Raw genomic sequence first — 23,995 nt, 5'->3', positions numbered from 1 at the left:
TGTTAAAATATTATAATCTTTTATTCATTTGCGTAACCATTTTATTTTTCCATTCCATAAAATCTCCGGCTAAGATATGTTTTCTTGCATTGCGAACCAACCATAAATAAAATCCTAAATTATGAATAGAGGCAATTTGTTTTCCTAACAATTCACGCGAAGCAAATAAATGCCTTAAATATGCTTTTGAATAAGTGGTATCTACATAAGTAATACCCATTTCATCAATAGGTGAAAAATCATCTTCCCATTTTTTATTTTTGATATTAATTGTTCCGTGAGTGGTAAATAACATACCATTTCTAGCATTTCGTGTTGGCATTACACAATCAAACATATCAACTCCTAAAGCAATATTTTCTAAAATATTTATTGGTGTTCCAACACCCATTAAATATCGCGGTTTATCTTTTGGTAAAATATCGGTAACTACATCGGTAATTTCGTACATTTTTTCTGCTGGTTCTCCTACAGATAATCCTCCAATTGCATTTCCTTCTGCACCAACGGAAGCAATAAATTCAGCAGATTGTTTTCTTAAATCTTTATAAGTACTTCCTTGAACTATAGGGAATAAAGCTTGAGAATAACCATACTTTTCTGGAATTTTTTCTAAATGAGAAACACATCTTCCTAACCATCTATGTGTTAAATGCATAGAACGTTTTGCATAATTATAATCGCAAGGATAAGGAGTGCATTCGTCAAAAGCCATAATAATGTCAGCTCCAATAGTTCGCTGAATTTCCATTACTTTTTCTGGGCTAAAAACGTGATACGAACCATCAATATGACTTTTAAACTTAACGCCTTCTTCGTTTATTTTTCTTCTTTCAGATAATGAATAAACTTGATAACCACCACTATCGGTTAAAATATTTCTATCCCAATTCATAAACTTATGTAATCCACCAGCTTTTTCTAAGATATTTGTGGTTGGACGTAAATATAAATGGTAAGTGTTTCCTAAAATTATATCAGGATTTATTTCGTTTTTTAATTCCGTTTGATGAACTCCTTTTACGGTTCCAACAGTTCCAACGGGCATAAATATTGGCGTTTCAATTTTTCCGTGATCTGTTGTTATAATTCCTGCTCTAGCTTTGCTTTGAGCATCTGTTTTTTTTAATTCAAAATGCATAGTCGGCAAAGATAATGAATAGGTTTTGTTTGAAACAAATAATTAAATGCTTATGTTCTTTTTTTTCGTTTAGAATTAAATTTTGAATTTCTTTTAAAACTAGATTTCTTTTTTCTAATATCTTTAGAAGCCTCTTCTGTTTTAGAAGAAGTAGCAATCATAGTATTTATTTGGTTTAGTTCTTCAGAAGATAATTCGCGCCATTGACCAACTTTTAACTTTCCTAAATTCACATTCATAATGCGTGTGCGTTTTAGCTTGGTAACATTGTAATTTAGATATTCGCACATTCTTCTAATTTGCCTGTTTAAACCTTGGGTTAATACAATTTTAAATGTGTTATTATTTATTTTTTCAACAGAACATTTTTTTGTAACCGTTCCTAAAATAGGAATTCCATTACTCATTTTATTGATAAAACTATCTGTAATTTGTTTGTCTACGGTTACAATATATTCTTTTTGATGATTATTACCAGCTCTTAAAATTTTATTTACAATATCACCATCATTTGTCAAAAAAATTAATCCTTCAGAAGGTTTATCTAATCTGCCAATGGGAAAAAGACGTTGTGGGTGATTTATGAAATCTATAATATTGTTTTTTTCTTTTGAATCGGTAGTGCAAACAATACCTATTGGTTTATTAAAAGCAATGTATAAAGTTTTGGGTTTGGTTTTTAAAAGTTCTCCATTAATTTTTACTTCATCTCCCTCAAATACACGATTACCTAATTGAGTTGGTTTTCCATTAATAGTTACCTGACCACTAATTATTAGTTTTTCTGCTTCTCTACGAGAGCAAATTCCAGTACTACTGATGTATTTATTTAAGTTTATAGAATTTTCGTTTGCGCTTTTCACCAATGTATTTTTGTTATTGCGAATTTACTAATTAATATTAATTAATTATTTAGTGGAAGCTAATTGCAATATTTCCTTTTTTATGACCACTATCTACATGATAATTAGCTTGAATAATTTGGTCTAAAGGATATGTCTTGTCAATTGGTACTGTAATTTTTTTAGTTTCTAGTAGTTTTTTTATTTGCGTGAGTTTTTCTAAATTATCTGAAGAAACACCTGTTACAATTTTACGCTTACCTAAGAACGATGTCCAAATGAGATTTAGATAATCCCCTAAACCAGCATTGTTTGAAACAAAGAGACCAGAATGGGTTAAAGAATTTTTACACTTTTTATATGAAATTTTACCAATAGAATCGTAAATGATTTCATACTTAACATCATTTTTAGTAAAATCTTCCGTTGTATAATCAATTACTTTATCTGCACCTAAAGACTTCACAAATTTAAAATTTTTACTACTGCAAACACCTGTTACATTTGCTCCATAATATTTGGCAATTTGTACCACAGCTGATCCCACTGCGCCAGATGCAGCATAAACCAGTATATTATCACCTTTTTTTAGGTTTGCTTTTTTTAAAAAGTGTAATGCTGTGCTAGCACCAAAAATTACTGAAGCCACCTCTTCGTATGTTATCTTTACTGGCATTGAAGTAATAGTGGCATCTTCTTTAATACAAATAAATTCTGCCCAAGCATTAAAAATGCTCATACCAGTACTTCCAAATATTTTATCCCCAATTTTAAATTTTGTGACCTTTGTACCTATGGCAACAATATCGCCTGAAAAAAACATCCCTAGTATTTGTTTCTTCGGTTTTATAATTCCATTAAAGAAACGAATTGCAAATGGATCAGCTTTTCTAAATCTTGTATCGCCAGTAGTTACTGTTGAAGCCTTTACTTTTATTAATACTTCATTTTCTTTGGGTGTTGGTTTTACAACCTCTTGAATTTTAAGTACTTCAGGTGCTCCATATTCTTTATAAACAACAGCTTTCATAATCTATATTTTTGAAAAGGTAAAACTATGATTAATGATTATAAGAGTCGTTCGCGTTTAAAAAACAGAACAAATTAGAAGAAGTATTACAAGATATTAATTTTTATCTACTGTTTTTTTATTTTATAAATTACCCCTTCAGATCCTTCAAAATCAAAATCTTTGTCATAAACAAGTCCAATTTTTTCAAGTACCCTAATGGAAGCTTTATTATCTTTCATTGCTCTACCAATAATTTCAGTCATTTTAAATTCATTTAGTCCAAAATCAAGACAGGCTTTTGCTGATTCCGTTGCATATCCTTTATTCCAATGTTTTTTGAAAAATCTATACCCAATATCATATTCATTTAGTTTTTCTGTGAATTTAAGTCCGCACCAACCTAAAAATTTTTCATTTTCTTTGTTGATTACCGCCCATCTTCCAATTCCATATTTTTTATACTGGTCATACTTTTCTAAGAATTTTTTAGATTCTTCAATACTTTTAAAAGCTTCTTCTCCAGTATATTTCATAACTTCTTCATCTAGGTTCAGTTGGTAAAATGATTTTGCATCATTTACATTCAATTCCCTCAAATAAAGTCTTTCTGTTTCAATTATTTTTTTCATTTTTATTAGTTAGTTTTTTTCTACCTTTTTTGCTAATGTTTAGAGGTGTAATTTTTTTAATATATTATTACTTATTAATTAGTTACTTTTTAATCTATCAATTTCCTTTTGGAATTTTTTTTCACTTCCAAAATTATATTTTTTGGAAATTTTGATAGCATAATTGTAAGTATCTATAGCGTTAGCTATATCTTTATTTTTCTCGTACAACTCAGCTAATGTAGTAATAAGGTTAATATCATAAGGATATACTTCTACACTTCTTTTAAAAACAGTTATTGCTCCAGATAAATTTTTCTTATAAATAGCAGCACCTAATTGATAGTAAGATTCTCCAGTTCTTTTTGCACTTTCTCCATATTTATTTATGATTTCTTTTTCTTTTTTTAAAAATTCAGCATCGCTGTAATTTGCTTTAAATTCATCGGTATATTTTAAATCTGCAAAAATAGTTTTTAAACCATAATAATTAGATAGTAATGGTGATGACATATGGCCTTCACCATCAAACTCTTTATGAGCAAAGCTGAGCTTTTGTGGTTTGTTTGCTTTAATAGCATCTATAAAGTTTGTTAGCTCTTTTCGCATACCAAATTCTTTTGATGATTCCTCTTTGCCAATTCCAAAAAACAATGTTTTTTCCAAATTAGGATTAGATTTAAAGAATGTTTTTGCCTTTTTAGTTAGCTCTTCATCATTCCACCATAAAGCAGGGCTCATAATAATAAAACCTTGAAATAGTTCAGGTTTTTCTATTAAGGTTGAAGCTGCAAATAAACCACCCAAAGAATGTCCTTCTAAAACTCTAAATGAGTTTGTTCTGTAATTTGATTCTACATAAGGAATTAATTCCTTCTCAATAAATGCTAAGAATTTTTTTCCACCTCCACTTCCAGGATGCTTTTTACTAGTAGTTAATGTAAAATCCCTCAATCTATTTGTGCTTTCAATACCAACAACAATCATTGGAGGTACATTACCTGTTCTTGTTAGCACTTCTAATGTTCCTATTACATGCCAGATATTTTGTAATCCATCCGTTAAGTATAATACAGGATAGCTAGATTTGGAAACGTCGTAACCTTTTGGTAAAGAAATTATTAAAGGACGTTCTTCATTTAAAATGGTAGATTTTATGTTCTTTTTAATTCCAAGGGTTAATTCACTAGTTGTTTTAAGTTTCTTTTTTGTTTTAGTATCTTTTTTGGATGAATCCGTTTGACATCCAAAAAATAAGGTGGAAATTAAGATTATAGTTAAAATTTTTTTATCCATATCTAATTGTTTTTGAATTTATATTTGATTAGTTATTTATTTTTCTGTGACCGCTCTTTTTCAAATTCTTCTGATCTTTTTATTTGTTCCTCAAGATTCCACTCAAAATTAAATCTTCTTTTTAAGAATGTTGCAATTGGCTCAAGTCCAATTTCAGCTCTTCTTTTATCAATATTAACAGGGTCGTAAACCGGCCAAACATTGAAAGTTTTGGTTTCTGGATAGTATTTCATTTGTCCTCCATAAATTTGTAAATCACCTCTTGATGTTGCAATTCTATCCTCTGCTCTAACCAAAAATCGAGCTTCTAATTTTTTATCTTTAACAGCTTGTTTCATCATTGGAAGATATTTTAACCGTATTTTATTGTCTGAATGTTGAATTACATTACATATCGTCCAATTACCATGTTCTCCTGCCATTTCTTTTGTTGGCCATCCAAAAGTGTCAAGAAGATTTCTTATCTTTTTTTCATTAATAATGTGGTTTTGTATGTAAATTTTCTGATATTTTTTGGTTTGCTCAGATTCTACTCCATATTTTTTAATTATAGTATCTCGCATTCGTACTGGATCTTGTTCTTTGTGCCAAATAGTATCCAGAAAAGCTATAAGATATTCTCTATCTTGTAACATCTTAAATTCTGATTGTTGTTTAGAACTTTTCTTTTTTTCTTGAGCACAAGCTGTTATTGTCAATCCAATTAATACTAAAAATAGATATAAATTTTTCATAAGTTTCATTTAGTCATTATTTAGGGATTTCATAAATTCATAACTTAAATCATTAATTAATGGACTTTTGTCGCTGTTAGTAGGAATACTATAGAGGGCTTTTTGACTGTGGTCAAAAGCACACAATAAACAGAAAATAAGAATGTATTGATATTTACGCATAGTTAATGATGAATGCCAATAGTATTTATACCGTGTTTTTTGTTGAATTTTTGAGTTCAAATATAATATTGTCGGAATTGTACTCATCTTTTTTATCCTTAATAAATTCAAACTTATTTTTTTCGAGCAATCTAATTGAGCTTATATTGTTTTTATGCGTAAAAGCTTCAATTTTATCTAATTTTAAGAGGTTAAATCCAAAATTTATAACATTTTTTAAAGCTTCATTCATTATCCCTTTTTGTTGAAATTTAGGATTCAAATCATAACCAACTTCAGCGGTTTTTTTATCTTTGGAAAAGTTCCACAAACAAATTGTTCCTATAATTTGAGGATTATCTTTTAAGGTTATGCCCCAAGAAATAGATTTATTTTTTTCGATTGCTGCAGTTATTTCTTTAATAAATTTAAGTGCATCATTTTTATTTTTAGTTCTTTTATTTTCAGGTCTTTCAATAAATTTATTAACCGTTTTGTTAGAACGTAAGAATAAAATAACGTCACTATCTGACTCCTTAATTTTCCTCAAATAAAGTCTTTCTGTTTTTAATATTGGAAAAGGTTCAAATTTCATTTTCTTTTTTCTTTTTTCCATTAATTTTTTGACCCCCTAAATTTAAAATAAAGGATTTAATTTTGCCATTATTATTTGCTATAAACTCAATTTGAGCATCAACATCTTTAAGAAAAAATTTAGTTTGTGATTCAGGGAAAATCTGAACCTTAGGATAGTTTGTGGCGTCAGCCATTAGCTTTCCATTTTCTAAAGTAACTTTGATTCTAAATTCCGGATTAGCCTCGTAAATTCCAATAAATTTTTTCAATATTTCTGAACTTAGTTGTATTTCGTTGTGCAACGGAATAGGTTTATCCGTTTTTATTCCCGTAGTTTTATTAATCCGATTAGAGAAGCTAGCCTCAATTTTATTTCCTTTTTCTTGAAATTGAATTTTAGATAAACTATTTTCAAAGAAAAAAGTATTTCCCTTTAAAGGATATAACCTTTTTTTACTACTTCCTGTCCTTTGACTGTACAAATTATTATTATGTAAAGTAATAATTCTAGTTGAGTTATCTTCAAAATCATATACACCAACTAAATTTTTAAGATACTCATTGTCAACTGATATTACATCTTGCTCACTTGGATATGGTTTTTTTATGGCAAGTGCAGCCATTTTAGTTGAAACCAGTCCTGGATCATTACAATCGCAATTCGAAAAAACTGCAACAAAAACATCTTCATTTGGAAGATAGATAGAGTTTGTAACATAACCAAAGATACCGCCACTATGTTCAATAGTAGGGCTTCCATTAATATCATTTAAAGCCCACCCATAACCATAATTTATTTTTTTACCGTTGTTTAATTTATAATTTGTAAAAGCTAATTCTATTGATTTCTTTTTTACTAATTTATTAGAACGAATTGCCCTGTTCCAAATAAAAAGATCTTCAACCGTTGACATTAAAGAACCGGCAGAGTAAGGTTGTGTTAAGCTTAGGTATTCGGTATTGACATATTCTCCTCGTTTTTGGTATCCATAAGCTCTATTTTTTATTATTTTTGAATGACTTCCATAGATAGAGTGGTGCATTCCAAGTGGCTCAAAAATATTAGATTTGATAAATTGTTCATAGGTTTGCCCTGATACCTTTTCAATTATGTAGCCAAGAATAAAATAAGCTGAGTTATTATATTTCCATTTTTCACCTGGATCAAAATCCATGGGCTCATTTTTGAAAAAATCAATAAGTTCTTTTGGTTTAAAGTCTTTTCTCCAAACAGAAAACCAGCTCTTCATTGATGTATAACTTTTTATTCCAGAGGTGTGAGTTAACAAATGATGGATACTAATATGATATCCGTGAGTAGGGTAATTGGGAAGGAATTTTGTTATATCATCGTCTAAATTCAGTTTTCCTTGCTCCATTAACATTAAAATAGAAACTGCGGTAAACTGTTTAGTTATTGAACCTATTTCATACACCATATCGGGCTCTGTTTTAGTATCTAACTCCAAATTTGCCTTACCAAAGGCTTTTTGATAGATGATTTTACCTTTTATCGCTACTAATGCCGTTGCACCAGGTCCGTTTGATGGGTATTGCTCATTGAGCATTTCATCAAATCGTTTTTCAAGTTTTTGAGCATGAATTATAGTTGAACATCCAAAAAGAAGAATAAATAAGTATACTATTTTTTTTATGTAATTCATTATATTGTTTTTATGATAAATGGCTAAACTATAAAGTTTAAATTGCCAAAAGGGATAAAATAGACAAACAACCAATTTTTATTTGGATTCTACAATTTCAAATGGATATACTATTTTTTAGAATTAATTTTTTTCAAATAAAGCCTTTCTGTTTTTAATATTGGAAAAGGTTTAAATTCCATTTTTTAATGTTTTTATTCTCTTCGCAAAGTAGTCACTACCACTTATTTCATATGCTTTTGTAACATATTTTAGAGCATTTTTAGTATCTTTTTGAGAAATATAATAATCTGCCATTGAATCATATACATTAGGACTTTTAGGATAATATTTAATTCCAAATTCAAAAAACATCTTTGCTTTTTCTAATTGTCCCATATCCATACTCATATATCCAGACATATTTATAAGTTCTTCTGGATATGGTGGGACATCATATCTAAAATGATTTTTAAGCTTATTTGCTCTGTATTTAACGATACTGTACAACTCTTCTTTTGGAGTATCTGGCGAGTTGAATTTATCTGTTTTTTCCATCTGAAACCATTTAAAGGTTGCGATTAAACCACTTCTTATGGAAGGCAAGGCAATAGTGCCATGAATATCTTTAGGATAAAATTCCCAATTAAAATACAAACCATTTTCTTTGTTGTGTTTTACAATATTTGAGAAAGAAATATTTGAACGTGCAAACAAGGTATAGTCGGTTGTGTCTTTCATTACATTGTTAATAGTTATGTCAGGATTTTGCATATGTAATTGTCCACTTAAAGACATATATAATGATTTTCCTTTGAAACTATTTTCAGCTAAAATTTCTTTAGCTTGTTTTAATAATTTTTGATTGTCCCAATCTAAACTTGGATCAATAGCCAAATAATTTGCAAATAATTGCGGATGATTAATAAGCGTATAAATTGTAAACAAACCACCGAATGAATGTCCTATTAATGTTCTGTAATTAGTTACAGGATATTTTTTTTCAACGTAAGGAATCAGTTCGTCTTCAATAAATTTGTAGAAATTAGCAGCCTGTCCGTTTTCTTCAGTAAAAGGCATTCCATATTTGGTTTTTATTTTAGTAGGTGTTAAATCTCTAGTTCTATTTTTACTGTTGGAAATTCCAATAAGAATCATTTCAGGTGTATAGCCACCGCTGTAAAAACTTTGCACATTACTAACTGTAGGAAGCAGTATCTCTCCATCTAAAATATATGCAACAGGATACTTTTTATCACTGTTTGGTTTATAACTGTCAGGAAATTGAACAAATATTTTTCTGTTTTCATTAAGATTTTTAGAATAAAGGCTGTCTATAGCCCCTAATTTATACAAATATTTCGGTTTAGTTTGTGAGTAAGTAAATTTAACTGTTACAAGTAAAATAATCACTAGAATAATTTTTTTCATATAATAGGTAAGATTAGTTATTAATTAGTTTTAGTAGTTCAGATGTTCTTATTTGTGTTTAGTTTTTGTCACTAATCTATTAATAAAAAAACAAAGGAAATTATATAGAAGTAGAAAATTGTTCTAGTTTCTAAATTGGAACTTAATAATTTTTTATTAAGATACTTTAAACCTTCATAAATTGTAATTAATGGAAAGGATCTATGATTTTCCTTGGTTTGTATTAACTATATAAATTCTTTGCTTGTTTTAGTATGTATTTTCAATATTAAGTTCCTCAATTACAAATTCCTGAAGAATTTTTAGTTCTTTTTGATAATTAATATTTTCTTCATCTTTTTTCTTTAATTCAGACAAAACTTCAAAAACAAAATTATCTGCCCCATATTCATTCCAGTCTTTTTGTAAATTATTGTTTCTATGGTTTCCAAATTTGAGTTCCATTTTGTGTCTATTCCATTTAGAAACCATATCAATACTATTATCAATGAGCACTTTATTATTACTTATGTTTTTTATTTGGAATACGCCCATCGGAGTCTTCATTTGTTTGTATGCTTGTTTAAGCTCTTTTTTTGTTTTCATACTAGATAAATCCTAATTGTTTCATTACTGTTACCCCATCAAAAACTTGCGTATGCCCATTAATCAAATTGTCTTTGAAATGATATATGGTAAATCCATTTGTTTTAATAGCTTTTTTAGTAGGCGGATATTCTCCAATCATACCAAGGTTTGTTTCAGATAAAATCCAAGTTATTGCCACATGGTTTTCATCCGCAATGGCAGAAGTAATTTCAAAATTCATGTCTGGAAATGAGTTAAATGAGAATTTTAAACGCTTTTTAAATTCCGAATTTGATAATGTTTTTCCTTCCCAAGGGGCAGCAGTGTCAAGATGAATAGTATATTCTTGATGAATATATTTTTCAATTTTGTCAATTTTTTTTTGTTCCAAATTTTTTCCATAAATTCCCTAAGGAAAGCTTCTTTATTCATTGATATTCTTTTTAAGGAGTTATTTTAACTTAAAGCGAATAAAAATAGGTTTAAATTAAAAATTAAAAGTTCTGATTTTTTTATCCGAACTAAATTTATAACATAGATTTTAAATAGGTATTTGGGCTAACTCCTTGAATTTTTTTAAAAAATGTATTAAAAGAAGTTTTAGAATTAAAACCACTATCATATGCTACTGCAAGAATTGTTAGATTTTTAGATTCAGGAAGTGTTATACGTTTTTTGAATTCATTAATTCTGTAAGTATTTATATATTCCGAAAAATTTTTATTAAATCCTTCATTAAGTAATTGAGATGTGTAATTAGAAGGAAGTTCTAAGTAAGAAGCTATATCGTTTAGGGTTATATCTGGATTTAAATAAGGTTTGTAATCCTGCATAATTTTTTCTAATTGACTTGTATATTTTTCAACCTCATTTTTTGTTAATAATGATTTTTTATATTTTCTTTTAATATTATAAGTACTATTGTCTTTTATAGCTTTAAGCATAATCTCTTTAAAAGGCTTCTCATTTCTAATTAATTTTACTATTGGTTCGGTATTTAATAACAAAATTAATGGTAAATGATTATTAAAAGCTTCTTCAATAAGATTTATAGCCTTATCAGAATTTTTTAATAATACGTTAATTAGAATTAAAAAATTAAAAGCCTTATCCTTAGCTTCTGATTCTAGAAAATTTTCTAATTCTTGAATTCCTTTTTTTACTTCTTTTTGATTTCCTAAAACAGCATGAGCCATTGTTATACCACCTAATTTTGTAAGGTCGTATTGAGAAGATTCACTTAGGTTTTGAAAGTATTCTAAAGCTTCGGCAGCTCTATTAGATAATAGTAAACATTCTCCTATATATAAAGGAGAAAATGGTAAATCAGGACTAAGTTTTAATGATTTGTATAAATATTTTAGTGCATTATTAAAGTCTTCTTGTAGGTAATATAAAAAACCTTTATAATGATGGTTCATACCAGAAAATGGATCAAGCTCAAGAGCTTTGTCAATATAATTTTGGGCAGCATCTAATTTGCCTTGTACGGTTAATAAATTTGAAATAGTCAAATAAATTTCATCTGAAGGTTGTATTTCTAAAGCGTTGCTTGCATGTTTAAAAGCTTTTTCTAAATTCCAATTTTGCCAACATTCTATCCAGCTTAAGTTTAATTGTGATTTTGCTGAATTTGGATTTAGTTTTAATGCTTTTTGCAAATAAGGTTGAGCTTTCATAAAACCTTCTATAGCAGGAATTAACCCCATTGTCCCTAAATACGTATACCCTTGATTTATATCAAGATAGGGATTTATAAAATTAGGCTGTTCATTTATTACTTCTTGGAATGTTTCTATTGCAATTGTAGTGTTTTTTAAGCCTAACTTCATTAAGTAAAACCTACCTTTTAAATATTTTTTGTAGGTAGAAACTTTAATATTAGGGGTAAATACCAAATGTTTATCAATATTTAGGTGTCCTATATGTTCACGCAATTTTTCTGCAATAAACAAGCTTATTTCATCTTGAACTTCAAATATATCTTCAAGGTCCCTGTCAAAAGTTTTTGACCAGAAATGATAATCATTTTGAGTATCGATCAACTGTGTTGTAACACGCATTTTGCTTTTAGAAAATCTAACGCTCCCCTCTAAAATAATACCTACACCTAAAGATTTTCCAATCTCTTTTGATGTTACCTTTTTGTCTTTAAAATAGAATGATGATGTTCTCGAAGTAACAGATAACTCCTTAATTTTAGCTAAGGCATTTATAATTTCTTCAGTAAGTCCATCGCTAAAGTATTCATTGTCAGTGCTGTTGCTCATGTTTACAAAAGGTAATACAGCTATGGATTTTAAGTTTGTTTGCACTTATATTTATATTTGCTTGAGCTTAAAAATATAAAATATATTTTAATTTACATGTTTTACTTTTTTTGAATAAATTAAAAAACCCACAAACTTAGTGTTTATGGGTTTTTAGTGAGATTTGATGTTTTCTCAGCGGAGAAAGAGGGATTCGAACCCCCGGAGGTGTGACCCTCAACGGTTTTCAAGACCGCCGCATTCGACCACTCTGCCATTTCTCCCTTAGCGAGGGCAAATATAAAACCCTTTTTTGTTTTGCTCAAATTTTTGAAGTGTTTTTTTGAAAAAAATAATAAGTAATTTTAATTTACATTTGTTATTTAATTTTTTACAATGAATTTAGTGTTTGAAATAATTTTGCTAGTAGGCGTTGGTTTTTTTGCAGGTATTATAAATACTATGGCAGGAGGAGGATCTCTTTTAACGTTACCAATTCTTATTTTTCTAGGATTGCCTCCAAATATTGCTAATGGAACTAATAGAGTAGCTATTGTTGTGCAAAATATATTTACAACAGCAGGGTTTAAAAGTAAAGGAGTAAAAACCTTTCCTTTTAGTATTTATGTTGGGTTGTCAGCTTTAGCAGGCTCTATAATTGGAGCACAAATAGCGGTAAATATAAAAGGAGAAGTATTTAATAAAATATTATCTGTGGTAATGCTATTAGTTGTTGCGTATATGGTTTTTAGTTCAACTAAAAATAATGAAAGTATAATAGAAAGAATATCAGGTAAGCACCTTTGGTTAAGTGTCTTTTTATTTTTCTTTGTAGGTATTTATGGAGGGTTTATTCAGGCTGGTGTTGGATTTATAATGTTGTTTATTTTATCTTCAGTTAATAATATTTCATTAGTAAAAAGCAATGCTATTAAAGTTTTTGTAGTATTAATTTACACTATTTCTGCAGTTTATGTGTTTGCAATAAATGATAAAATAAATTGGCAAATAGGTCTGGAATTAGCGATAGGAAATGCTATTGGAGGTTGGTTTGCAAGTAGATTATCTGTTAAAAAAGGTGACGGCTTTGTAAAAAAGTTCTTAATTGTAGCAGTGGTTGTTTTGGCAATTAAACTTTGGTTTTACTAACCAAATTCTTTTACATTTGTGAAATAAATTATAATTATGGCTAATACCTTTGGGAAAATATTTACGTTAACAACTTTTGGAGAATCTCATGGAGAAGCTATTGGAGGTATTATTGATGGTTGTCCTTCGGGGGTAGAATTAAATTTAGAAGCCATTCAGAATGAATTGAATAGACGAAAACCAGGACAATCTAAAATTGTAACTCAGCGTAAAGAACCTGATGAAGTGCAATTTTTATCTGGTATTTTTGAAGGGAAAACAACTGGAGCTTCTATAGGATTTATCATTGAAAATGTGCACCAACGTTCAAATGATTATTCTCATATAAAAGATACTTATCGACCTTCACATGCGGATTATACTTACGACAAAAAGTATGGAAATAGAGATTATCGAGGAGGAGGAAGAACTTCTGCTCGTGAAACTGCAAATTGGGTAGTTGGTGGAGCTGTAGCTAAACAAGTTATTTCATCTATAAAAATAAATGCATTTACCTCTTCTGTTGGTGATATTTTTATGGAAAAAGCTTATCAAGATGTTGATTTTAGTAAAATTGAAAGTAATATAGTTCGTTGTCCAGACAATGCTTCTGCAGAAAAAATGATAGCGCGAATTAATGAAATAAAAAAGCAAGGAGATACCATTGGAGGAACTATAACTTGTGTTATTCAAAATGTGCCGGTTGGATTAGGAGAACCTATTTTTGATAAATTACATGCGCAATTAGGGAAGGCAATGCTTTCTATAAACGCTGTAAAAGGGTTCGAATACGGAAGTGGTTTTTGTGGAGCAAAAATGAAAGGTAGTGAGCATAACGATATATTTAATGAAGATGGAACTACTAAAACAAATTTATCTGGAGGTATTCAAGGAGGAATAAGTAACGGAATGGATATTTATTTTAGAGTTGCTTTTAAACCTGTAGCAACTATAATGCAAAAACAACAAACCATTGATAATAAAGGAAATATTGTTGAAATGCAAGGGAAAGGACGTCATGATCCTTGCGTAGTGCCTAGGGCAGTACCTATTGTTGAAGCATTAACAGCAATGGTTTTAGCAGATTTTATGTTGTTAAATAACTAAAAATAAATTTTTTAAACAGTTTTTACATATAAAATAAAAGGAAAAGTATTGGAATAATAATACCTAGCAACATATATATTCCACCTCTTCCTATAATACCTTTTTTGCCTTTTGTAATAAAAAAAGAAGTTATTACAAATAGTATTAATGCTCCTGCAAAAATATCTGAAAACCAAGTCCAAATTCTATTTGGATTGTAATGTAAATAGTTGGTTTCAAATATTAATGGGCGTTTTTTTAAATACTCAGCAGTTCCTTTTCCATTTAAAATATTTACGGCTATTGATGAGCCACCTTTTAAAAATATTTTCAACGTACTATTATTTGGATAATAATGACTTTTATAGTTTTTTCTGGAATCAATTTTATCTAGTAAAAGTAAAATATTATCTTTTGTATAGTTACCTTTTTCTAAGTTTAAGGTTGTTGTAAAATTCCTTAATTCTACTGAATAATTAGGATTCCAATCACTCATATGATTTAGTGCAATTCCTGAAATCGCATAAATTAAGGTAGTACCAATAAAAAAGAAACCAACATCTCTATGGAGTATTCTACTCCATTTTCTTAATGTTTTTAAAGAAAAACTCAATTATTCTACTTTTGAATATGAAACATATTTAAGCGAATAGTTTGAAATATAATCAACATTATTTGCTTTCATTTGATCTCTATATTGTTGTATATGCTCTTTTTTTGCTTCAAATTGTTCTTTATTTGTCATTCCTTCAGAATGACTTTTAATGTTATCTTCTTCCATTTTTAAACAATAAGCTTCATCAATACGTTCTTCTAAAACAACACCAGTTAACATAATTTCACTCCCTTTTAAAGTTTCATCAAACCGTTCTTCAGAAGTTACATGAACATCACCTTCATCTGTTACTAAAAGTATTTTTTTACCTCCATGTTTACAAACATGATCAACAATACCTTTAACTTGAATTTCTTTATTTACAAAATCACCAGCTTTAGCATTAAATTCACCAATAACTATTTGAGGTGTTTCTTGAGTAGCAGTTGCTTTTATTTCAGTAGTTTTTTTAGTTTCTGTTTTACAAGAAATTACTATTATGAAAACTGTAAGTAGAAATAGGATTCTTTTCATCACTTTTTAGATTAATTATTAATATAATTTACTAAAATAAAAGTGATTTTTAATAAAAGTGATGATTTATATCAGTAATGGATTTTTTATTTTGAACTTAGAAAATTAAATATTAGGTAAATCGCCATTCCCTTTAGTTGGGAGATAACTATAACCCATTAAATATTCATCTACTTTACGTGCAGCTTCTCTTCCTTCTGAAATAGCCCAAACTATTAAAGATTGTCCTCTGCGCATGTCTCCAGCAGTAAAAATATGAGGTATGTTAGTTTGATATTCTGTAGCCTTATAGTTGCTTTTATTGTCTAACTCTATACCTAGTTGTTTACTTAAGGTTACTTCTGGTCCAGAAAATCCTAAAGCTAGTAGCACTAATTCGCAAGGCCAAATTTTCTCAGTTCCTTTAATCTCTTTTAATTTTGGGGCTTTACCTTTATTTAATTCCCATGCGACATTTACAGTTTTTAAAGCTTTTAAAATTCCATTTTCATCAGCAATGAACTCTTTAGTGGATATTAACCAATTTCTGTCGCAACCTTCTTGATGAGAAGTAGTAGTTTTTAATTTTAAAGGCCAAAATGGCCAAGGAGTTTTTTCGCTTCTTTCAATAGGAGGTTTAGGCATTATTTCAAAATTTGTAACGGTTTTGGCTCCTTGTCGATTAGCCGTACCAATACAGTCAGAACCAGTATCTCCACCACCAATAACGATAACATTTTTGTTAGTAGCTAAAATATCTTCTTCATTGAATTTTATTTCAGAATCTCTTCTGTTTTGCTGTTTTAAAAAGGTCATAGCTTGTACAACACCTTTGCTGTTCAGTCCTTCAATAGGTAAACTTCTACGTTGTGTTGCACCGCCACAAAGTACAATTGCATCAAATTTATTTAGCTTTTCTGTAGGGTAGTTTACACCTATATTTGTGTTAGTGTAAAACTTAATTCCTTCTTCTTTTAAAAGGGAAATTCTTCTATCAATAATTTTTTTCTCTAATTTGAAGTTTGGAATACCATAACGTAATAATCCTCCAATAGCATCGTCACGTTCAAAAACCGAAACTAAATGTCCAGCTCTATTTAATTGTTGTGCAGCAGCTAATCCTGCAGGCCCTGAGCCAATAATTGCTGTTTTTTTATTGGTTCTAATTTTGGGTGGTTGAGGTGTAATCCATCCTTTTTCAAATCCTTTTTCAACAATATATTTTTCTAATTGTTCAATGGTAATAGGCGGTTTTATAATTCCTAATACGCAAGCTTGTTCACAAGGAGCGGGGCATAATCTTCCTGTAAATTCTGGAAAATTATTAGTAGAATGTAAAATTTCTAAAGCCTTTTTCCATTTTCCCTTATGAACCATATCATTAAAATCAGGAATTAAATTTCCTAGCGGACATCCACTATGGCAAAAAGGGATTCCACAATCCATACATCGAGAACCTTGTTGCTCAATTTCAGAAGTTTTTAATGGTAAATTAAACTCATTATAATTTTTTACTCTTTCTTCTACAGAAATAGACGCTTCATTTTTTCTTTCAAATTCTTTAAATCCTGTAATTTTTCCCATAATTAAGCAGTTGTTTTTTTAGTTATTAACTCAGGATTATTTTTTCTTTGTAATGCTTTTTTATAATCTGTTGGCATCACTTTTATAAAATGGGTTAGTTTAGATTCCCAGTGATCTAAAATGCTGTACGCTAACTCACTATTTGTATATTTAAAATGATTTTTAATTAGTTGTTTCAAGTTTTCTTCATCATTAGTAGAAATAGTATCAAATTCTACCATTTCCATATTGCATAAACCATTTCTAAATTTATTTTTATCATCAAAAACATAAGCAATTCCACCACTCATACCAGCAGCAAAATTTCTACCAGTTTTTCCCAGAATGACAGCAATACCTCCAGTCATGTATTCGCAGGCATGATCTCCAACGCCTTCAACCACTGCTTTTGCTCCAGAATTACGAACACAAAAACGTTCTCCAGCAATACCGTTGATATAAGCTTCGCCATTTGTAGCTCCATAAAGCGTAACATTACCAACAATAATGTTTTCTTCAGGAGTAAATGTAGCTTCGTCAGGGGTTTTAATAATTAATTTTGCACCAGATAACCCTTTACCTAAATAGTCATTTGTATTTCCGTCAACTTGTAAGGTTAAGCCTTTAGTGGCAAAAGCGCCAAAACTTTGTCCGGCAGAACCTTTAAATTTTATTTTAAGAGTATCTTCAGGTAAGCCATTTTCTCCGTAAATTTTAGATAATTCATTACTTAATATCGCTCCAACACTTCTATCGGTATTTTTTATAGGAAAATGATACTCCATTTTTTCTTTTCGATAAATAGCTGGATGAGCCATTCTGATTATTTCAAAATCCAAAGCGTTTTCTAATCCGTGATCTTGTGTTTCTGTATTATATAAAGGTTTGGTGGTTTTAGGTTGATGTAAAATGGAATCAAGATTAAGCCCTTGAGCTTTGTAATGTTCAATTGCTTTATTAGTATTTAATTTTTGAACCTGACCAATCATTTCATTAATAGTTCTAAATCCTAGCTTAGCCATTATTTCTCTTAACTCTTTAGCTATGAAATACATAAAATTAATTACATGTTCAGGCGTTCCTTTGAAGTTTTTTCGCAATTCAGGATCTTGTGTTGCAATACCAACTGGGCAAGTATTTAGATGACATTTACGCATCATAATACAACCTGAAGCAACTAATGGTGCAGTAGCAAAACCAAATTCTTCGGCGCCTAATAAACAAGCAATAGCAACATCTCGTCCAGTTTTTAACTGTCCGTCACATTCTAAAACTATTCTATTTCTTAAATTATTTAAAACTAAGGTTTGTTGTGCTTCAGCAATACCTAATTCCCATGGTAAACCGGTATGTTTTAATGAAGTTAATGGTGCTGCACCTGTTCCTCCATCATAACCAGAAATTAAAATTACATCTGCTTTAGCTTTTGCAACTCCGGCAGCAATAGTTCCAACACCAACTTTTGAAACTAATTTTACATTAATTTTTGCTTCTCTATTTGCATTTTTTAAATCGAATATTAGTTGAGCTAAATCTTCAATTGAATAAATATCGTGATGTGGAGGAGGAGAAATCAACCCGACATAAGGTGTAGAATTTCTGCATTCAGCAATCCAAGGAAATACTTTTTCTCCTGGAAGATGCCCACCTTCACCAGGTTTAGCACCTTGCGCCATTTTAATTTGAATTTCTTTAGCGTTAGTTAAATAATTAGTTGAAACACCAAATCTACCAGAAGCAACTTGTTTAATAGCGCTGTTTCTGCTATCTCCATTTGTGTCTTTTCTGAAACGATCTTTATTTTCACCGCCTTCACCTGAATTACTTTTACCTCCAATTCGGTTCATGGCAATGGCTAAGTTTTCATGAGCTTCCTGACTTATAGAGCCGTATGACATTGCTCCAGTTTTAAATCGTTTTACAATTTCAGTCCAAGGTTCAACTTCTTCAATTGGAATAGGATCTAAATTGTTAAATTCAAATAAACCACGAAGTGTCATTAAATTTTTACTTTGCTCGTTAATTGCTTTTGCATAAACTTCATAGCTTTCGTAACTATTTGTTCTAACGGCTTGTTGTAATTTGGCTACAGTTGTTGGGTTGAACATGTGTTGTTCACCATTTCTTCTCCACCTATAATCGCCTCCTATTTTTAAACTTTGGTTACCTGCAATTTCTTTAGAAGGAAAAGCATTTCTGTGACGTAAAAAAACTTCTTTTTCAATTTCGTATAATCCAATTCCTTCAATTCTTGATGGCGTATTTGGAAAATATTCTTCGGTGAATTTGCTACTTAAACCTAAAATTTCAAAAATTTGTGATGCTCTATAAGAATGCAAAGTTGAAATTCCAATTTTATTCATAATTTTTAAAACTCCTTTAGCAATCGCTTTATTGAAATTTTCAATAGCATCTGTTTCAGAAATTCCTGTAATTACTTTTTCTTTTATTTTTTCATGAATTATCTCATTAATCATATATGGATTTATGGCGCTTGCTCCATAACCAAAAAGTGTTGCAAAATGATGAGGTTCACGTGGTTCGGCAGATTCAATTATAATACCAAAACTAGAACGTTTACCTAGTTTACCTAATTGATTTCCTATATAAGAACAAGCTAAAAGCATTGGTATTGGACCTTTACTTTTATCTACATTTCTGTCGGATAAAATAATAATATTACAACCTTCAGAAACCGCTTTATAAGTCTGTTTTACTAAATTTTTTAGGGCAGATTCAATACCGTTTAAACCTTTTTCAATATTGTATAATGTTGAAATTGAAATAGATTTAAAGTTAGGATGGTTAATGTTTTTTAATTTATCAATATCTGCATTTGAAATAACAGGATTTTGAATTTTTAGTTTTTTGCATTGTTCTTCTGATACATCGAAAATGTTTTTATCTCCACCAATAGCTAAACTAAAATCAGTTATAATTTCTTCGCGAATTCCATCTAATGGAGGATTTGTAACTTGTGCAAATAATTGTTTGAAATAATTATATAACAATTGTGGTTGATTAGATAATACAGCCAATGGTGTGTCATTTCCCATAGAACCAATTACTTCTTTACCTTTAATTGCCATAGGTAAAATTATATTATTTATCTCTTCAGAAGTATACCCAAATATTTTTTGTCGTAATAATAAATCTATTTCTTCCTGAGGTATTTTATTTCCAGTATAAGGAATATCACTTAATGGTAATAAATTTTTATTTAACCATTTTCTATAAGGTTTTTGGTTAACTATTTTTTGTTTTATTTCTTCGTCATTCACAATTCTGCCTTCATTCATATCTACCAAAAACATTTTGCCAGGTTCTAAACGACCGTGATTTAAAACATTTTCAGGTTTAATATCTAAAACACCAGTTTCAGAAGACATAATTAGATTTCCATTTTTAGTTACGGTATATCTTGATGGACGTAAACCATTACGATCTAATAAAGCGCCAATATAATTACCGTCTGTAAATGGAATAGAGGCAGGCCCATCCCAAGGTTCCATTATGCAGGAGTTAAATTCGTAAAAAGCTTTCTTAGAATCGTTCATCGAAGTATCTTTTTCCCATGCTTCGGGTACCATCATCATCATCACTTCAGGCAAAGAGCGTCCTGTCATTAATAATAATTCTACTACCATATCCATAATTGCAGAATCGGATTTTCCTTCTATAATAATTGGAAATAATTTTTTAATATCTTCTCCAAAAATGGAGCTATTCATAAGCTCTTCACGTGCTTTCATTCGATTAACATTGCCGCGAAGTGTATTTATTTCTCCGTTATGACACATAAATCGAAACGGCTGAGCTAAATCCCACGAAGGAAATGTGTTGGTTGAAAACCGCTGATGTACTAAGGCTAACCTAGTAACAACATCTGGATTTAATAAATCGGTATAATAATTTCGGATGTCTTCAGGAATTAATAATCCTTTGTAAATAATTGTAGTAGTAGATAAACTAGCAATGTAAAATTTTTTTCTATCGGATAATTTTGATTTTTCAATTTGGTGTTCTGCTATTTTTCTAGCTGCAAAAAGTTTTGCGTTAAACAAGTTAACTTCTAAATTTTGTTTGTTTTTACTAACAAAAACTTGTTCAATTATTGGTTCATTTTTAGAAGCTATATATCCAAGATGTGCTTTATTAACAGGAACTTTTCGCCAACCTAAAATAGCTAAACCTTGATTTTTAATTTCTGTTTCTAATATGTTTTTACAAAAATTAAGTTGGTTTTTAACTTGAGGTAAAAACACCATTCCAACAGCATATTCTCTAGGGTTCGGTAGCTCAAAAGAAGTGTTTTTAACAAAAAAATCATGTGGAATATCTATTAAAATTCCTGCACCATCGCCTGTTTTACCATCTGAACTTACGGCACCTCTATGTTCAAGTTTTATAAGAATTTCTAAGGCATCGTGAATAATTTTATTAGATTTTTCCCCTTTTAGATTGCAAATAAACCCTGCTCCGCAATTATCTCGTTCAAATTCTGGTAAATATAATCCTTGTGCAATCATATGATTTATTAGTTGTAGTATATTTACAAAAATACTTAAATATTAATAAAAAAATTAAAGAAATTACGAAAACGTTGTAATTATGGTAATAAAAATGATTAATAAGTAATAATAATTAAATCTATTAATTTTAGCGTTTTTTTTATGAAATACATAATAAATATCCTTTAAAAATTATTTTGTTTTATTGATAAAAGTTCAGAAAGATCAATTAAATTCTAATTATTCCCTGAAATTTTAATATAAACTGCTAAATTAGTATATTTATGCAAAATTAATATATATGAAAATTGAATCCTGTCCTAATTGCGCTTCTAATCAGTATGTTAAGAGTGGAATTGTTAAAGAAAGACAACGTTATAAGTGCAAGAAATGTGGGTATTATTTTACGGTAAATAAAGTAGGAAAACATATAGATTCCTATTATGTTAATAAATCTTTACAGTTGTATTTAGAGGGTTTGAGTTATCGAGAAATTGAAAGAATTTTAGGAATATCGCATGTAAGTATTATTAATTGGGTAAAAAAGTATAATATAAAAAGACCCTATAGTTTTGAGTATCATTCTACATATAAAATATTAAATAGTCAGGAATTAGCTAAGTATTTTTCAGATAACAATAATTTAATTGGAGCTGGTGTTATTGTTACGGAACTAGGCGACAAATTTATGTTAATTAGATGGGAGAGATTTAAAGAATAGCTATACTAATTACCAATTATATATATAGAATTTCTTATTAAACACATTTATTTTCATCTTGTTAAGGTTAAACGTTTTTAACACAAAGTATTAACTAACTTAACTTTAACTATTTATGAAAAAAAGATTTCTAATGCTGTCTTGTATACTTTTTTTAGTATCATTTCAGTTAGCAATTGCTCAAGGTTCTCCAGATTACAGCGGCGGATTAAAAGTCAAATTCAACGATGACGGCTCTAAATATTTAAGGCTCATTTCTTGGGCTCAAGTGCAAGGTACATATAATGATAATGTATCGGATAATACTAGCAGACTCAATTTTAATTTGAGAAGAGCTCGTATTTTAATGTTTGCTCAAATCAATGAAAAGTTTATGATTTTAACTCATTTTGGGTTAAACAGTTTAAATAGCTCAACATTAAGTCCTGTTGGAAAAGGGGATGGTGCTCAATTATTTTTTCATGATGTTTGGGTACAGTATAACCTTAGTAAAAACTTATCTGTAGGAGGTGGGTTACATTATTTTAATGGTATTTCAAGGTTAAACAACCAGAGTACTTTAAACATGCTGACTTTAGATAATAACAGACAATCTTGGGCAACAATTGGGTTGTCAGACCAATTTGCTCGACATATAGGTGTGTTTGCAAAAGGTAAATTTGGTAAATTACAGTATAGAGTAGCAATTAACGATGCAATAACAAATGGTTTGGATACAAGAAGTCCAGAAGCGGGAGGTCCTGCAGTTTATGGAGGCAAGCGTATTTTGGGATCTAGAGATGCAGGTAAAGCTTATGCTGGTTATTTTGATTTTCAATTTTTAGATCAAGAATCTAATTTTTTGCCGTTTAAAGTTGGTTCTTATTTAGGAGGGAAAAAAGTATTTAATGTAGGCGCAGGATTTTTTCTACATCCTAGCGGTTCCGTTTTAATGGATTTACAAGGTAATTTACAAGCTCAAGATGTAAGTATTTTTGCTATTGACGCTTTTTATGATACTCCTCTTGGAGATGATGGTAGCGCTTTAACTGCTTATGTTACTTACCAATCTAATGATTATGGAAAAAACTATTTATACAGTGCTTATGGTACGGGAAGCATGGTTTATGGACATGCTGGTTATGTAATTGCAGGAGATAAAACGAAAACAAGATATCAACCATATATTTCTTATGCAACTAATTCATACGATGCTACTAATGATAATAGAAATGTTTTCGGAATTGGTACAAATATTTATATGAGTGGCCATAATTCTAAAATAACGGTAGAATATAAAAAAGAAAAATTTGGTAGTACTGATAACGGAACTTTTACCGTACAAGCTATGATTTATCTATAATTTAAATTAAAAATATACATTATGTCAAACAAAAACATGAAAGCATATTGGAAAGAAAATCTTGGTTATTTAGCAATATTGTTAAGTATATGGTTTTTAGTTTCTTATGTGTTCGGAATTTTACTAGTAAACCAATTGAATACCATAAAAATAGGTGGATTTAAACTTGGTTTTTGGTTTGCACAACAAGGGTCAATGTATGTGTTTGTTATTTTAATATTCGTCTATGTTAAATTGATGAATAGGTTAGATAAAAAATATGGAGTTGACGAATAATTAACTAATTAAAAAAATTA

At 29.4% G+C, this 23,995-nt stretch carries 21 protein-coding genes and 1 tRNA gene; 5 read left to right on the top strand and 17 right to left on the bottom strand.

The window, feature by feature from the left end; translation table 11 throughout:
• Window positions 1-10 precede the first annotated feature (10 nt).
• From tgt to R3342_RS09720, 13 genes are all read right to left on the bottom strand, one after another.
• Window positions 11-1,141, bottom strand: coding sequence for a tRNA guanosine(34) transglycosylase Tgt (gene tgt, locus R3342_RS09780; protein WP_318939853.1), 1,131 nt, complete (start codon window positions 1,139-1,141; stop codon window positions 11-13).
• A 50-nt stretch (window positions 1,142-1,191) separates the two neighbouring features.
• Window positions 1,192-2,004 (bottom strand): 23S rRNA pseudouridine(2604) synthase RluF, encoded by an 813-nt coding sequence (gene rluF / locus R3342_RS09775; RefSeq protein ID WP_318939852.1) that lies wholly within the window; start codon window positions 2,002-2,004, stop codon window positions 1,192-1,194.
• Window positions 2,005-2,053: 49 nt separating this feature from the next.
• Complete coding sequence (locus tag R3342_RS09770; RefSeq protein ID WP_318939851.1) at window positions 2,054-3,013, bottom strand: NAD(P)-dependent alcohol dehydrogenase; 960 nt, start codon at window positions 3,011-3,013, stop codon at window positions 2,054-2,056.
• A gap of 107 nt (window positions 3,014-3,120) precedes the next feature.
• On the bottom strand, window positions 3,121-3,624 hold the full coding sequence (locus R3342_RS09765; RefSeq protein WP_318939850.1) for a GNAT family N-acetyltransferase: 504 nt from the start codon (window positions 3,622-3,624) through the stop codon (window positions 3,121-3,123).
• Window positions 3,625-3,702: 78 nt separating this feature from the next.
• Entirely contained in the window at window positions 3,703-4,899 is a 1,197-nt protein-coding gene (locus R3342_RS09760; protein ID WP_318939849.1) for an alpha/beta hydrolase-fold protein, read from the bottom strand.
• Between the two features lie 32 nt (window positions 4,900-4,931).
• A complete protein-coding gene (locus R3342_RS09755; protein ID WP_318939848.1) occupies window positions 4,932-5,633 on the bottom strand; it encodes a DUF6624 domain-containing protein in 702 nt (233 codons plus the stop codon).
• A gap of 187 nt (window positions 5,634-5,820) precedes the next feature.
• Entirely contained in the window at window positions 5,821-6,390 is a 570-nt protein-coding gene (locus R3342_RS09750) for a GNAT family N-acetyltransferase (protein WP_318939847.1), read from the bottom strand.
• Complete coding sequence (locus R3342_RS09745; RefSeq protein WP_318939846.1) at window positions 6,359-8,014, bottom strand: serine hydrolase; 1,656 nt, start codon at window positions 8,012-8,014, stop codon at window positions 6,359-6,361. The genes R3342_RS09750 and R3342_RS09745 overlap by 32 nt, the downstream gene beginning before the upstream one ends.
• A 171-nt stretch (window positions 8,015-8,185) precedes the next feature.
• Entirely contained in the window at window positions 8,186-9,424 is a 1,239-nt protein-coding gene (locus R3342_RS09740) for an alpha/beta hydrolase-fold protein (protein WP_318939845.1), read from the bottom strand.
• Between the two features lie 249 nt (window positions 9,425-9,673).
• Entirely contained in the window at window positions 9,674-9,970 is a 297-nt protein-coding gene (locus R3342_RS09735) for a GIY-YIG nuclease family protein (protein WP_318939844.1), read from the bottom strand.
• Window positions 9,971-10,010: 40 nt separating this feature from the next.
• Complete coding sequence (locus R3342_RS09730) at window positions 10,011-10,382, bottom strand: ester cyclase (protein ID WP_318939843.1); 372 nt, start codon at window positions 10,380-10,382, stop codon at window positions 10,011-10,013.
• Window positions 10,383-10,518: 136 nt separating this feature from the next.
• Complete coding sequence (locus R3342_RS09725; protein WP_318939842.1) at window positions 10,519-12,306, bottom strand: helix-turn-helix domain-containing protein; 1,788 nt, start codon at window positions 12,304-12,306, stop codon at window positions 10,519-10,521.
• Between the two features lie 133 nt (window positions 12,307-12,439).
• A tRNA-Ser gene (locus tag R3342_RS09720) sits at window positions 12,440-12,524 on the bottom strand.
• A gap of 112 nt (window positions 12,525-12,636) precedes the next feature.
• Between R3342_RS09720 and R3342_RS09715 the strand changes: the two genes are divergently transcribed.
• The gene (locus R3342_RS09715) at window positions 12,637-13,389 is read left to right on the top strand and encodes a sulfite exporter TauE/SafE family protein (RefSeq protein ID WP_318939841.1); all 753 of its coding nucleotides are present in this window, start codon (window positions 12,637-12,639) and stop codon (window positions 13,387-13,389) included.
• A gap of 33 nt (window positions 13,390-13,422) precedes the next feature.
• A complete protein-coding gene (gene aroC, locus R3342_RS09710) occupies window positions 13,423-14,475 on the top strand; it encodes a chorismate synthase (protein WP_318940091.1) in 1,053 nt (350 codons plus the stop codon).
• A 22-nt stretch (window positions 14,476-14,497) separates the two neighbouring features.
• Here the strand turns inward: aroC and R3342_RS09705 are convergent, their stop codons facing one another.
• The 4 genes from R3342_RS09705 to gltB all read right to left on the bottom strand — a co-directional run bounded on the left by R3342_RS09705 (window position 14,498) and on the right by gltB (window position 21,654).
• A complete protein-coding gene (locus R3342_RS09705; RefSeq protein ID WP_318939840.1) occupies window positions 14,498-15,067 on the bottom strand; it encodes a PepSY-associated TM helix domain-containing protein in 570 nt (189 codons plus the stop codon).
• Window positions 15,068-15,583, bottom strand: coding sequence for a hypothetical protein (locus R3342_RS09700; RefSeq protein WP_318939839.1), 516 nt, complete (start codon window positions 15,581-15,583; stop codon window positions 15,068-15,070).
• Between the two features lie 105 nt (window positions 15,584-15,688).
• Entirely contained in the window at window positions 15,689-17,146 is a 1,458-nt protein-coding gene (locus tag R3342_RS09695; protein ID WP_318939838.1) for a glutamate synthase subunit beta, read from the bottom strand.
• 2 nt (window positions 17,147-17,148) lie between these two features.
• On the bottom strand, window positions 17,149-21,654 hold the full coding sequence (gene gltB, locus R3342_RS09690) for a glutamate synthase large subunit (RefSeq protein WP_318939837.1): 4,506 nt from the start codon (window positions 21,652-21,654) through the stop codon (window positions 17,149-17,151).
• Window positions 21,655-21,937: 283 nt separating this feature from the next.
• Here gltB and R3342_RS09685 point away from each other — a divergent pair, with 283 nt between their 5' ends.
• From R3342_RS09685 to R3342_RS09675, 3 genes are all read left to right on the top strand, one after another.
• The gene (locus tag R3342_RS09685) at window positions 21,938-22,357 is read left to right on the top strand and encodes a terminase gpP N-terminus-related DNA-binding protein (protein WP_318939836.1); all 420 of its coding nucleotides are present in this window, start codon (window positions 21,938-21,940) and stop codon (window positions 22,355-22,357) included.
• Window positions 22,358-22,472: 115 nt separating this feature from the next.
• The gene (locus R3342_RS09680; RefSeq protein WP_318939835.1) at window positions 22,473-23,699 is read left to right on the top strand and encodes a hypothetical protein; all 1,227 of its coding nucleotides are present in this window, start codon (window positions 22,473-22,475) and stop codon (window positions 23,697-23,699) included.
• Window positions 23,700-23,720: 21 nt separating this feature from the next.
• Window positions 23,721-23,975 carry a DUF4212 domain-containing protein gene (locus R3342_RS09675; RefSeq protein WP_318939834.1) on the top strand — a complete coding sequence of 85 codons (255 nt, stop codon included), beginning with the start codon at window positions 23,721-23,723 and terminating at the stop codon, window positions 23,973-23,975.
• The last annotated feature ends 20 nt before the right edge of the window (window positions 23,976-23,995 follow it).

This window comes from Lutibacter sp. (assembly GCF_033723435.1).
GTDB lineage: Bacteria > Bacteroidota > Bacteroidia > Flavobacteriales > Flavobacteriaceae > Lutibacter.
This window is presented reverse-complemented; position numbering and strand designations above follow the sequence as displayed.